Origin of the sequence: Pseudomonas sp. BNK-30 (assembly GCF_047456185.1) — a bacterium.
GTDB classification, from domain to species: domain Bacteria; phylum Pseudomonadota; class Gammaproteobacteria; order Pseudomonadales; family Pseudomonadaceae; genus Aquipseudomonas; species Aquipseudomonas putida_E.
Map to the genome: position 1 here is coordinate 1,254,630 of NZ_CP179904.1, position 12,146 is coordinate 1,266,775.

Annotated in this window: 14 protein-coding genes and 1 tRNA gene; 1 reads left to right on the forward strand and 14 read right to left on the reverse strand. The window is 61.1% G+C overall.

Annotation, left to right across the window (positions count from 1 at the left end; genetic code table 11):
- From ACMGGN_RS05750 to ACMGGN_RS05785, 8 genes are all read right to left on the reverse strand, one after another.
- Nucleotides 1-957 (reverse strand): glutathione S-transferase family protein, encoded by a 957-nt coding sequence (locus ACMGGN_RS05750; RefSeq protein ID WP_046788258.1) that lies wholly within the window; start codon nt 955-957, stop codon nt 1-3.
- A 92-nt stretch (nt 958-1,049) separates the two neighbouring features.
- Entirely contained in the window at nt 1,050-2,054 is a 1,005-nt protein-coding gene (locus ACMGGN_RS05755) for a glycosyl transferase family protein (RefSeq protein ID WP_204918427.1), read from the reverse strand.
- Nucleotides 2,051-2,386, reverse strand: coding sequence for a TusE/DsrC/DsvC family sulfur relay protein (locus ACMGGN_RS05760; RefSeq protein ID WP_046788256.1), 336 nt, complete (start codon nt 2,384-2,386; stop codon nt 2,051-2,053). Before ACMGGN_RS05760 ends, ACMGGN_RS05755 begins: the two co-directional genes overlap by 4 nt.
- The gene (gene tusB / locus ACMGGN_RS05765) at nt 2,383-2,679 is read right to left on the reverse strand and encodes a sulfurtransferase complex subunit TusB (RefSeq protein WP_281869155.1); all 297 of its coding nucleotides are present in this window, start codon (nt 2,677-2,679) and stop codon (nt 2,383-2,385) included. Before tusB ends, ACMGGN_RS05760 begins: the two co-directional genes overlap by 4 nt.
- Nucleotides 2,679-3,038, reverse strand: a complete 360-nt coding sequence (gene tusC, locus ACMGGN_RS05770; RefSeq protein WP_174142241.1) for a sulfurtransferase complex subunit TusC — start codon at nt 3,036-3,038, stop codon at nt 2,679-2,681. Before tusC ends, tusB begins: the two co-directional genes overlap by 1 nt.
- 1 nt (nt 3,039) lies before the next feature.
- Nucleotides 3,040-3,432 carry a sulfurtransferase complex subunit TusD gene (tusD, locus tag ACMGGN_RS05775; protein ID WP_046788254.1) on the reverse strand — a complete coding sequence of 131 codons (393 nt, stop codon included), beginning with the start codon at nt 3,430-3,432 and terminating at the stop codon, nt 3,040-3,042.
- An 85-nt stretch (nt 3,433-3,517) separates the two neighbouring features.
- Complete coding sequence (locus tag ACMGGN_RS05780) at nt 3,518-4,897, reverse strand: nucleobase:cation symporter-2 family protein (protein WP_046788253.1); 1,380 nt, start codon at nt 4,895-4,897, stop codon at nt 3,518-3,520.
- A gap of 222 nt (nt 4,898-5,119) precedes the next feature.
- The gene (locus ACMGGN_RS05785) at nt 5,120-5,791 is read right to left on the reverse strand and encodes a Bax inhibitor-1/YccA family protein (RefSeq protein ID WP_012315235.1); all 672 of its coding nucleotides are present in this window, start codon (nt 5,789-5,791) and stop codon (nt 5,120-5,122) included.
- A 134-nt stretch (nt 5,792-5,925) separates the two neighbouring features.
- Here ACMGGN_RS05785 and ACMGGN_RS05790 point away from each other — a divergent pair.
- A tRNA-Ser gene (locus ACMGGN_RS05790) sits at nt 5,926-6,013 on the forward strand.
- 128 nt (nt 6,014-6,141) lie between these two features.
- Here the strand turns inward: ACMGGN_RS05790 and ACMGGN_RS05795 are convergent.
- The 6 genes from ACMGGN_RS05795 to aceA form a co-directional block, all read right to left on the reverse strand.
- The gene (locus ACMGGN_RS05795; RefSeq protein ID WP_012315232.1) at nt 6,142-6,411 is read right to left on the reverse strand and encodes a DUF3077 domain-containing protein; all 270 of its coding nucleotides are present in this window, start codon (nt 6,409-6,411) and stop codon (nt 6,142-6,144) included.
- A gap of 150 nt (nt 6,412-6,561) precedes the next feature.
- A complete protein-coding gene (locus tag ACMGGN_RS05800; protein ID WP_174142238.1) occupies nt 6,562-6,804 on the reverse strand; it encodes a hypothetical protein in 243 nt (80 codons plus the stop codon).
- A 440-nt stretch (nt 6,805-7,244) separates the two neighbouring features.
- The gene (locus tag ACMGGN_RS05805; RefSeq protein ID WP_012315232.1) at nt 7,245-7,514 is read right to left on the reverse strand and encodes a DUF3077 domain-containing protein; all 270 of its coding nucleotides are present in this window, start codon (nt 7,512-7,514) and stop codon (nt 7,245-7,247) included.
- 150 nt (nt 7,515-7,664) lie between these two features.
- A complete protein-coding gene (locus ACMGGN_RS05810) occupies nt 7,665-7,907 on the reverse strand; it encodes a hypothetical protein (RefSeq protein ID WP_046788353.1) in 243 nt (80 codons plus the stop codon).
- 400 nt (nt 7,908-8,307) lie between these two features.
- On the reverse strand, nt 8,308-10,065 hold the full coding sequence (locus ACMGGN_RS05815) for an OPT family oligopeptide transporter (RefSeq protein ID WP_281869156.1): 1,758 nt from the start codon (nt 10,063-10,065) through the stop codon (nt 8,308-8,310).
- Nucleotides 10,066-10,600: 535 nt separating this feature from the next.
- Nucleotides 10,601-11,926: an isocitrate lyase gene (gene aceA, locus ACMGGN_RS05820; protein ID WP_012315229.1), complete on the reverse strand. Its 1,326-nt coding sequence runs from the start codon at nt 11,924-11,926 to the stop codon at nt 10,601-10,603.
- Nucleotides 11,927-12,146: the final 220 nt, after the last annotated feature.

A 12,146-nucleotide genomic window follows, 5' to 3' on the forward strand; every position in this document is an offset into this window, starting at 1 on the left:
TCAGCCCCAGATCCCTTTGCCTGGCAACCGCTCCCGATCATGCGGCAGGTTGAAGTCCTGCAGCGGCCCCTTGGGCACGATTCCGTTCGGGTTGATGGTCTTGTGGCTCATGTAATAGTGCTTCTGGATGTGCTCCATGTTCACCGTCGGCGCCACACCCGGCCACTGGTACAGCTCACGCAGCCAGTTTGACAGGTTCGGGTAGTCGCTCAACCGGCGCAGGTTGCACTTGAAGTGGCCGTGATACACCGCATCGAAGCGCACCAGCGTGGTAAACAGGCGCACATCGGCCTCGGTCAGGTGCTCGCCTGCCAGGTAACGTTGGCGGTCCAGCAGCGCTTCCAGGTAGTCCAGCTCGTTGAACACTTCGTCGAACGCAGCCTCGTAGGCTTCTTGCGTAGTGGCGAAGCCTGCACGGTAAACACCATTGTTCACCGCTGGGTAAATGCGTGCATTGAGCGCTTCGATGGTCGGGCGCAGCGGCTGCGGATACAGGTCGAGGGTATTGCCTGTCAGTTCGTTGAAGGCGCTGTTGAAGATACGGATGATCTCCGCCGACTCGTTGTTGACGATGCGCTTTTCCTTTTTGTCCCACAATACGGGCACGGTCACGCGGCCTGTGTAGTGCGGGTCATCTTGGGTATAGCGCTGGTGCATGAATTCTAGGGCGTCGAGGTGATCGCCCGTGGAGCCCTGTTGCTGGTCGAAGGTCCAGCCGTTTTCCTGCATCAGCCAGCTGACCACCGACACATCGATCAGCGGCTCCAGGCCTTTGAGCGCACGCACGATCAGGGTGCGGTGAGCCCATGGACAGGCCAGCGACACATACAGGTGGTAGCGACCGGCTTCGGGGGCGGGCAACTGATTGCGGCGCTGGGCGTTCTCGCGCTTGAAGGCGCCATCCTTGCCGTTTTCGTACCACTGGTCGTGCCAGCGACCGTCGATCAAAAGGCCCATGGTGAGCTCCTCGGAACAAAGTTGTTTGTCGTTGGAACCCAGTCTAGGGCAAAGCGTTCGAATAAATAGCGCAAAGACTGCGCAAAAATGATCTAGTTATTCGATTGGTTTCGAGCGCCCCAATAGCCGCGTGCGGTCGCGAACGCCTGCTCCCGCTCCTGCCCCAAGCCGCGCAACGCCAGGGCCATGGTCGCCACCACGGCCATTTCCCCATAGCTGTCCTGAGCCTCGCCACGCCAAACCGCCAGCAGTTGTTCTGGCTGCAGGCTTGCAGGTTTTACATGGCGCCGCTCACTCAGCGCCGGCCACTCTTCGTCCCAGTTTTCACCTGCGCTGGTGCCGTACAGGTGGCTGATGACATCCGGGTTGACTTCGATTTCGCCGCCATCGCCCTTGATGACCACCGCATGGTCACCCAGCAGCCGGCTGGCCTCGCGGTGTACGGCCTGGTAGCCGGGGTGGAAGATGCTCTGCAGGCCGCAGCGGGCGCTCAGCGGGTTGAGCACGCGGGCCAGCGAATGGATGGGGGAGCGCAGGCCAAGTATGTTGCGCAGGTCAATCATGCGCTGCAGTTGCGGGGCCCAATCGTGCAGCGGGAAAAACGCCAGGCGTTGCTGGTCCAGTGCTTGCTCGACAGCAGACCAATCGCGGCACAGCGCAATGTCCAGCAGGGCCAACAATTGCTCGGTGTACATGCGCCCGGCGGTGTGGGCGCCACCACCGTGCATCAGGATGCGCACGCCGTTGGCGGCCAGGCATTTGGCGGCCAGCAGGAACCAGGGCAGGTGGCGCTTCTTGCCGGCATAGCTGGGCCAGTCCAGGTCGACAGCGATGCGTGGTGCATGCAGTTGGGCGCGCAGGGCCTCGGTAAAGCCGGCCAGCTCCTCGGCGCTCTCTTCCTTGTGCCGCAGCAACATGAGGAAGGCACCGAGCTGAGTGTCTTCAACCTTGCCTTCAAGCAGCAGGGCCATGGCGGCTCGGGCTTCCTCACGGGTGAGGCTGCGGGCACCGCGTTTGCCTTTGCCAAGGATGCGCACGAATTCGGCGAACGGGTGTTCGGCCGGGGTTTGAAGGGTGAGCGGGCGAGCGTCTGTCATATGCAATTGGTCGGCTTGGGCAGGCCCGCCAGCTTGGCGGCGAGTTTGGCGGGGGTGCCGTTGAACAGGCGGTTGAGGTGCGGGCTGTTACCCTTTTCAGGGCCCAGCTTTAGCGCGGTGTACTTGATCAGCGGGCGGGTGGCCGGAGACAGCTGGAATTCCTCATAGAACTGGCGTAGCAGTTCCAGCACTTCCCAGTGTTCGGCGGTCAGGGCAATGCCTTCGCGCGCGGCCAGTGCCTCGGCGACGGCGTGGGACCAGTCTTGCAGGTCGACCAGAAAGCCGTCCTTGTCCAGGGCGATTGCCTGGTTGTCTACGGTCAGGGTGTTCATAGCCAGCTGTTGACCTTGTCATAGTGCAACGACAACGCGACGAACGCTGGGTAGTCCACGGCCTTTGCCAGCCCGCTGCTGACGCTGCGCGCCTGCAGGTCTTCGTCGAGGGCGAACAGGCGTTGTTCCAGCGCTGCCGCCTGCAGCAGGCGCTGTGGTTCGCTGCCGTCACGCAGGGCATAAACCGCATCGCCGCACAGCAGCAAGGCATCTTCGTCGCCGAGCAGGCGCAGGCAGCTGCCCAGGCGATCATCGCCGAAGGGCGAGTGGGATATCACATGCAAGGTCGGCATCAGAGCGTCACCACTTGGTCGAAACGGGCAATCAGTGCCTTCAGGGCCGCGTCGTCCAGCACCTCAACGGGCAGGGCCAGGGTGTCGGCAGCAAGCCCGCGAAGGGCCAGGCTGTGCTGGCAAGCGAACAGCTCCTCCACACCGAACATCGGCAGTGCCTGCAGGTTGGCGGCCAGATTCTTTTGTTGCACGGCAACCGGTTGCTGATCAGGGGCAAGCTGGAACACGCCGTCATCGAGGAACAGCATGCCCAGTGGCAGATCGAAAGCGCCGCCGGCCAATGCGATGTCCAGCGCTTCGCGGGCAGACGGGCCGGTCCAGGGCGCCTGGCGGCTGATGATCAACAGGGATTTGGCCATTTCAATCGCCTCCAAAGCAGACCAGGCGGTCGGCCAGCTGTGCCGCTTCATGCAATTGGCCCAGGCCGGACAGCTCCCACGGTTTGGGCAGGTTCACCGCCGGGCGCTGGTAGCGGCCGGCTTCGGCTTCGTCGAGCACGCCGCGGCGTAAGGCAGCGGCGATGCACACCACGGCGTCCAGCTGGTGCTGCTCGACAAAAGCGCGCCACTGGGCGGCGATGTCCTGTTCGTCCTGGGGCGCGACCACGTTGGCCGAGGCGCTGTGAACACCGTCCTGATAGAAGAACAACCGGGCAATCTCATGCCCGCCGGCCAGCACCGCCTCGGCGTAGCGCAAGGCGCGCCGCGAGGAGGGCGCATGGGCCGGGGAAAAAACCGCGATAGCGAATTTCATGGGCAACTCGTGTAAAGGAATGCGGCCATGATAAAGCAAAAAGCCCGCGCGGGTGGGCGCGGGCTGGTTGGCCGGGGAGGGGCTATCAGGCGTGTTCCTTGCTCTCTGGCAGGAACCAGTTCAGCACCAGGGCGCAGATGCCACCGGTGGCAACGCCCGACTCCAGTACGTTGCGAATGGCCGCCGGCATGTGCGCCAGGAACTCCGGAACCTGGGCCACGCCCAAGCCCAACGCCAACGACACGGCGATGATCAGCAGTGCACGGCGGTCCAGGCGCGTGCTGGCCAGAATGTTGATGCCCGAAGCGGCCACGGCACCGAACATGACCATGGCCGCGCCGCCCAGCACAGGCTCAGGCACAGCCTGAATCACGCCGGCAACACTCGGGAACAAGCCCAGTACCACTAGCATCACGGCAATCCAGATACCGATGTGACGGCTGGCGATGCCGGTCAGCTGAATCACGCCGTTGTTCTGCGCGAAGATCGAGCTGGGGAAGGTGTTGAACAGGCCCGCCAGCAGCGAGTTGGCACCGTTGACCAGCACGCCGCCCTTGATGCGCTGCATCCACACCGGGCCTTCGACCGGTTGGCGCGAGACCTTGCTGGTGGCTGTAACGTCGCCGATGGCTTCGAGCGAGGTCACCAGGTAGATCACCAGCATCGGGATGAACAGCGCCCACGAGAAACCGAGGCCAAAGTGCAGCGGCGTCGGTACCTGGAACAGTGCAGCTTCATGCATGCCGGTGAAGTCCAGCCGGCCGAGGTAACCCGCCAGGGCGTAACCCACCGCCAGGGCGATGACGATGGCGCAGCTGCGCATCCACACCACCGGGATGCGGTTCAGGATGACGATGATTGCCAGCACCACGCCCGACAGCAGCAGGTTCTCACCATTGGCGAAGGTGCCATTGGCCATGGCGCCAAAGCCGCCGCCCATGCTGATCAAACCGACCTTGATCAGGGTCAGGCCGATCATCAGCACCACAATGCCCGTCACCAACGGCGTGATCAGACGCTTGACGAAGGGCAGGATGCGCGACACGCCCATCTCGACGAACGAGCCGGCGATCACCACGCCGAAAATCGCTGCCATCACGCTTTCCACAGGCGTGCCCTGCTTGACCATCAGCGCACCGCCGGCAATCAGTGGGCCGACAAAGTTGAAGCTGGTGCCCTGCACGATCAGCAAGCCCGCGCCAAACGGCCCAAACCGCTTGCACTGCACGAAGGTGGCGATACCCGAGATGACCAGCGACATCGACACGATCAGGTTGGTATCACGCGCCGAAACACCCAACGCCTGGCAGATCAGCAGGCCTGGGGTCACGATCGGCACGATGATCGCCAGCAGGTGCTGCAGCGCCGCCAGCAGGCCGATAAGCAGCCGTGGCTTGTCCTCGAGGCCAAGCACCAGTTCGTTGGCAGGCGCATCCGCGCCCGGGCTGTGTTCGTGTGAGCTCATCGGTGAAGCTGCCCCGGAAGAAAAAAGGAGCGCATTCTACGGGGTGAAGGGGGATTGCGGTAGTGGCGCGCACGATGGCAGCAAGATCGGCGAGCATTCGGGTAATAACCTGACTTTTAGGTCAGCCGGCACAGAAAGGGCGGGCTACAGCATACAGGCCTGCACATACCCACAAAAAAGCCCGCCGAAGCGGGCTTTTTCAACGGGCTCAAGCAACCGGTATCAGTCGTCGCGACCCATGATGCCGAACAGTTGCAGCAAGCTGACAAACAGGTTGTAGATCGAGACATACAGGCTGATGGTCGCCATGATGTAGTTACGCTCACCGCCGTGGATGATCGCGCTGGTCTGGAACAGGATGCAGACCGACGAGAACAGCACGAAGCCAGCGCTGATCGCCAGTTGCAGGCCGCTGATCTGGAAGAAGAAGCTTGCTACTACGGCGCCCAGCAGGACGAAGAAGCCGGCGGTGATGAAACCGCTGAGGAAGCTCATGTCCTTGCGCGAGATCAGCACATAAGCCGACAGGCCACCGAACACCAGGGCCGTCATGGCGAAGGCCGAGCTGACCACCTCAGCGCCACCGGCCATGCCCAGGTAACGGTTGAGGATTGGGCCGAGGATGAAGCCCATGAAGCCGGTGAGAGCGAAGGTGGAAACCAGGCCCCAGACCGAATCACGCAGTTTGTTGGTGAGGAAGAACAGGCCGTAGAAGCCGATCAGCACGACGAAGATGTTCGGGTAGCCGACACGCATCTGCTGGGCAACGAAAGCCATGACACCGCTGAAGGCGAGGGTGAGTGCCAGCAGGCTGTAGGTGTTGCGCAGGACCTTGCTGACCTCGCGCTGCTCGACCTGTTGGCCGCTGTGTACGGCATAATCCTGTTCGCGCATGGCGACACTCCTTGGTAAACCTGTGGTTTTGGAACGTTCAGATGCTAGGAGTCTATCAGAGCTCCTGCAACCGGCGACATAGAGAGTTTGACAGCGTGTTTCATTACGGTATTATGGCGGCCGCAAAACGAGCTGGAAGCGTGGCCGAGTGGTTTAAGGCAACGGTCTTGAAAACCGTCGATGGGCAACTATCCTAGAGTTCGAATCTCTACGCTTCCGCCATATTCTCAGCAAAAGCCCCGATTATTCGGGGCTTTTGCGTTTCTGGGGTTGGGGATGCCGATAGGCGTGGGCCTTTAAGTTAAAGGCGGGAAATGCTTTGTCTACACATCTCGTGTCGTGCCTCTTTCTCAGCGCATCATGCCCAACTCGGCATCATCCATCAGCGCCTTGGCCAACGCACTCAGGTAATGCGCTGCCCAGACCATCATCGGTTTTTCATCCATCACACCGATGACCGTCAATTCCCGCACATAGCCCATCAGTTCCGAAGCTTGCTCACGCGCATCCTGGCAGGGAATGCCGGCTTCGATGCGAAACAGTGGATGGGTCTGGTTTTCACCTTGAAAGAACGTGGTTTTGCCTACAGTGGTTTTTACGTTCGGCTCATCGCTGGTCATTGATCTCTCCCAAGCGTCCAGGGCCTGGGCGGGCACCTTCGCGGGTAAGCTGCGCCCTTTGTCGCGACACCGGCCTCACTCAATGCCGCGCACCTGTGGCAGCCGGCTTGCCAGCGATAGAGCCAGCCCAGGCAACACAGGGTTGTCGATTTAGTGCAGCGTTCGCGGCTCAGCCGGCATCTGGACCTGAATCAATGCCGCCTCGAGCAGCACACGCAGCGACTCGAGTTCATGGGTCGACGCCATCATCAGGGCCGACGCAGGCGACCGCGGCTGAACCAGTATCGCCTGATGCGTAACAGCTAGCGCGCAGTTAGCGAAGTCTGCGGCCTGGATGAGCGTATCTTCTAGAGAGTGAAGGGCGTGGGGTGGATCGGGAACCATCTTCAACATCGCTTATTACCTCTATGGATGCCGTCACCTCGCCGCTGTCAAACAGAAGGGTGGCAGCTGTACGTGGGTTGACAGACCGGCGGAATAAGCAAAGTTCCGGCGCACGCAAGCGTGCCCCACGCACAGCCACCATAGAAGGAAAGCCATGTGCTTAAACCGTTACGGCCTGTCAAAGCCGTGTCGCTGATGTGCAGCAACAGGCCGAGACTAGAGCGCCAGCAGGGCGACCGCAACGGAAAATAGGCGCCTGAAGTATGTTTGGGAAATGGACTACAAGAAAGGGAAAAAATCTGATTTTCTGACACAAAGACAAACCGGTATCGCGCCTGGTATCCATTGGCATCTACAGTTACGCTCATTTACAGAGCTTGAGGCTGCCAATACAGCCATTTCATTGCGGAGGCGGACGCATTTGGCGTACCGCCTGGCACATCAGGATATCAGCGCATCATCCCCAACTCGGCATCATCCATCAGCGCCTTGGCCAACGCACTCAGGTAATGCGCTGCCCAGACCATCATCGGTTTCTCATCCATCACACCGATGACCGTCAATTCCCGCACATAACCCATCAGTTCCGAAGCTTGCTCCCGGGCATCCTGGCAGGGAATGCCGGCTTCGATGCGAAACAGTGGATGGGTCTGGTTCTCACCTTGAAAGAACGTGGTCTTGCCCACAGTGGTTTTTACGTTCGGCTCATCGCTAGTCATTGATCTCTCCCAAGCATCCAGGGCCTGGGCGGGCACCTTCGCGGGTAAGCTGCGCCCTTTGTCGCGACACCGGCCTCACTCAATGCCGCGCACCTGTGGCAGCCGGCGTACCGGCGATAGAGCCAGCCCAGGCAACACAGGTTTGTCGATTTAGTGCAGCGTTCGCGGCTCAGTCGGCATCTGGACCTGAATCAATGCCGCCTCGAGCAGCACACGCAGCGACTCGAGTTCATGTGTTGACGCCATCATCAGGGCCGACGCAGGCGACCGCGGCTGAACCAGTATCGCCTGATGCGTAACGGCTAGCGCGCAGTTAGCGAAGTCTGCGGCCTGAATCAGAGTGTCTTCGAGAGCGTGGAGGGCATGGGGTGGATCGGGGACTATCTTTAACATTATCCAATTCCTTGTAAGTGCGGCGACCTCTCTGCTGTCAAACAGAAGGGTGGCAGCGGTACGTGGGTTGACAGACCGGTGGAATTGGCAAGTTCCGGCGCACGCAAGCGTGCCCACACGTACAGCCGCCATAAAGATAGCTGTATGCCAAATACCGTCGCGGCCTGTCAAAGCCATGTCGCTGATGTGCAGCAACAGGCCGAGACTAGAGCGCCAGCAGGGCGACCGCAACGGAAAACAGGCGGCTGAAGTATGTTTGGGAAATGGACTACAAGAAAGGGAAAAAATCTGATTTCCGAACACAAACAGAAACCAGCCGGACCCAGAACTGACCTTTACTCAGGGCAGCCAAAGGTACAAGCGCTGCCTCATGCCGTGTTCGCGACGCTGTTTCGTACAGCTACAGCGTCCGTAGCATCTCCCAGAACGATGCCCCTACGCCCGTGATACTTTCACCTGCAATCAACCCAGCTGCCGCTGTGATCGCAAAGCGCTCCGTGACGCTCGGCCATCGGCAGTTGACCAGCCAGGTAAGTACTGCGCCAAAACCCATCATCATCGCGATCGACGCCGGCAATATGAATGCCAGCCCCAGTGCGGCGGTACTCGGCAGCCAGCGGGCCACCCGTTGCGGTAGCAGGCTGTCCAGCGTGCCCAACAGCACGCCTACAGCGCTGCCAGCCAAAATCGCCCAGCGAATCTCCGACGACAGCGCTCCCAGCCCAACTGTCAGCGTCTGGGCCACCGCTTTCCAGGTCGCGACAGCCGGCGCAGGCCACTCCTCGGTAAGCAGCATGGCCTGCGGATCCGGGATCAGCATCAGGTAAACCAGCACGCCGACCACGCTGCCGATGAAAATACCGATGCATTGGGCAACGAGTTGCTTGTGCGGGGTCGCGCCGATCGCCAGGCCAACCTTGAAATCGTTCATCAGGTCTGTGGATTGCCCGGCCGCGCCACCCGCCGTGTTGGCGCTCATCAGGTTGATGGCCACCTGGCCGGGGGCGATCAAGCCGAAGCCGAGCTGCGACAGTTTGCCAATGGCGCCAATCGGTGCGATGCCGGTGGCCCCCACGACGCGCGCGGCGACGACGGCAAGGCAAATCGCCAAAGGAATGCTCAACAACGCCATCCACCAGTCGATCCCGAACAGCAGCGCCTGCAGGGCGACGACCAGAGCGACGGATAGCAGCAGGCCGGATGCAGGCCCTGGCGAAAACCGTATCCTGGCGCGCGGCGCCCGGTGTGCAAGCGCATTTGCAGGCAATCGCCGTGACACTCGGAACAGACGAACTGCCATTGAAGTCAAGGTCGCACAGACCATCAGGCTTACGCCCGGCCACAACAGCCACTCCACCAGCGCGGCGAACTGGGGGCCGCTGGCGTTCGGGGCGATCACTACCAATGCGTGGTCGATCAGCCACGGCGCTAGCCCGCCCCAGGCCAGCGCGGCGCCGAACAGCAACGTCAGGCCAACTCGAATTCCGATGATGCCGCCAAAGCCGATGAGCAACAGCGAAGGATCGACAGTAAAGGTCAGGCGCTCGAGCGCAGGCGTGGGTGCCCAGCGTGGTATCGCCCAGACGAAGCCGTCAATCCACTTCACCAGCCCTGACAGCAGCGCGGCACTGCACAGAACCTTGATGCGAGACATGGCTTCGCGCCCATGATGGTAGATCTGCTGCAGCGTTTCCAGGGTCGCCATGCCTTCGGGGAACTTCAGGTCATGGTCGTTGAGCAAGGCGGGGCGCAGATACCAGGCGATCCAGATGCCCAGGAAGCTTACGGAGAAAACCCAGGCCATCATCGGCACCGGGTCCAGTTGGTGGCCGGTGAGCAGCGTATAGGCCGGGATCGGTGCCACCAGCCCGCCGGAAATGATGGAAGCGGCGGCCGAAGCCACGGTCTGGTTGATGTTGCTTTCGTGCAGCGTCCAAACGGGCCGCTCCTTCTTGCGGCCCGCGATACCCTGCCACAGGGCGAAGCCGACCAGCAAAGCGATGATCGACATGTTGAATGACCAGCCGATCTTGAGCCCGGCATAGACATTCGAAGGCGTGAGCACAACGCCCAGCATCGCGCCGGTGAGCACAGCCCGCAGGCTCAGCTCACGTTCGATGCGAACCCTTGGGAGGGCGGCGGCTGGAGCATGTCCCATTACAAATCCCTTTCTAGATGGCGCAAGCGTTGTCTGCACAACTGAGCCCGGAAAGCCACGAAGGTTCAGTGGCAGCCAGTGTGACCCGGCTGGCAAAGAGATTTGAAAAATTTTTGGCCCGGTTTGGCTATCTGTCAGTTATTGCGGTGCGCCGATGGGTAGCGCTTTTGAAATGGACGGTGCAATGGGCGATGAGACAAGCCACTGCAAACCGTGAGCAAAAGAAAGCCCGCCGGGAGGGGCGGGCAAAGGAGCGTCTATCACGTAGGGATGGCTTTAGTCTCTGCTTGGCGCCGTGAAAATTGAGTGAAAGAAAAGTCAGTGCGATGTGACGGGCGTCACTCCCATAACGCCTGCTGCACCTGTCATCGCTCTTGGCGCTGCTGCAGCGCAGTGCCAAAACCTCTCTGGCATGAAAGGCCTGTGTGGGCTCATTCGAGCCGGGGAAAACCGATTTTCTGAAAACAACCAGGCTGAACTAAAAAGCCCGGGGCTTTCACAAGCCCCGGGCCCTTTCTTCAGCAGCAAATCACTATCAGTGGAACTGCTCTTCTTCGGTCGAACCGGTCAGTGCCGTCACCGACGATGCGCCACCCTGAATCACGGTGGTCATGTCGTCGAAGTAGCCGGTGCCCACTTCCTGCTGGTGCGCCACGAAGGTGTAGCCTTTGCTGGCGTCGGCGAATTCCTGCTCCTGCAGCTTCACGTAGGCGGTCATGTCGTTGCGGGCGTAGTCGTGCGCCAGGTTGAACATGCCGTGCCACATGTTGTGGATACCAGCCAGGGTGATGAACTGGTGTTTGTAGCCCATGGCCGACAGCTCGCGCTGGAATTTGGCGATGGTGGCGTCGTCCAGGTTCTTCTTCCAGTTGAAGGAAGGCGAGCAGTTGTACGACAGCAGTTGGTCCGGGTATTCCTTCTTGATCGCTTCGGCGAAGCGGCGGGCTTCGTCCAGGTCTGGCTTGGCGGTTTCGCACCAGATCAGGTCGGCGTACGGCGCGTAGGCAAGGCCGCGGGCAATGGCCTGGTCGAGGCCGGCGCGGACCTTGTAGAAGCCTTCACGGGTACGCTCACCGATCACGAACGGCTGGTCGTACGGGTCGCAATCGCTGGTCAGCAGGTCGGCGGCGTTGGCGTCGGTACGGGCCAGGATGATGGTCGGTACGCCCGATACGTCAGCGGCCAGGCGCGCTGCAACCAGCTTCTGCACGGCTTCCTGGGTAGGTACCAGGACCTTGCCGCCCATGTGGCCACACTTTTTCACCGAGGCCAGCTGGTCTTCGAAGTGCACGCCGGCGGCGCCCGCTTCGATCATGTTCTTCATCAGTTCGTAGGCGTTCAACACGCCGCCGAAACCGGCCTCAGCGTCTGCCACGATTGGCGCGAAGTAGTCGATATAGCCTTCGTCGCCCGGGTTCTTGCCGGCTTTCCACTGGATCTGGTCGGCGCGGCGGAACGAGTTGTTGATGCGCTTGACCACAGTCGGTACTGAGTCGACCGGGTACAGCGACTGGTCAGGGTACATGGACTCGGCCGAGTTGTTGTCGGCGGCCACCTGCCAGCCAGACAGGTAGATGGCCTGGATGCCGGCCTTGACCTGCTGCACTGCCTGGCCGCCGGTCAGGGCGCCCATGCAGTTGACGAAATCTTTTTCTGGGCGGAAGGACGGGTGGGCACCCTCGGTGACCAGCTTCCACAGTTTTTCTGCACCCAGGCGGGCCAGGGTGTGCTCCGGCTGCAGGGAGCCACGCAGGCGAACGACATCGGCGGCGGTGTAGGTACGGGTCACGCCTTTCCAGCGCGGGTTTTCGGCCCAGTCTTTCTCGAGGGCTGCAATTTGCTGTTCGCGTGTCAGTGCCATGGAAATAAACCTCGTCGCATCGATCTTGGGGTAATTGTGCTGATGCTCACGAAGCGAATCAGGGGTGTGGCGGCTGTCCTGTTCGGGGGAGTGCGGCGGCGAACGCGAAGGCTCGAAGGGGGAAGGAGTTGCAGCCTGGGCGAGGGCATGCGCCGGCAGGTCGGCTCGTGGATGCCTTGCTGCGGTGCTACGCGATTGCCAGAACTGCGGTGATGCGCTT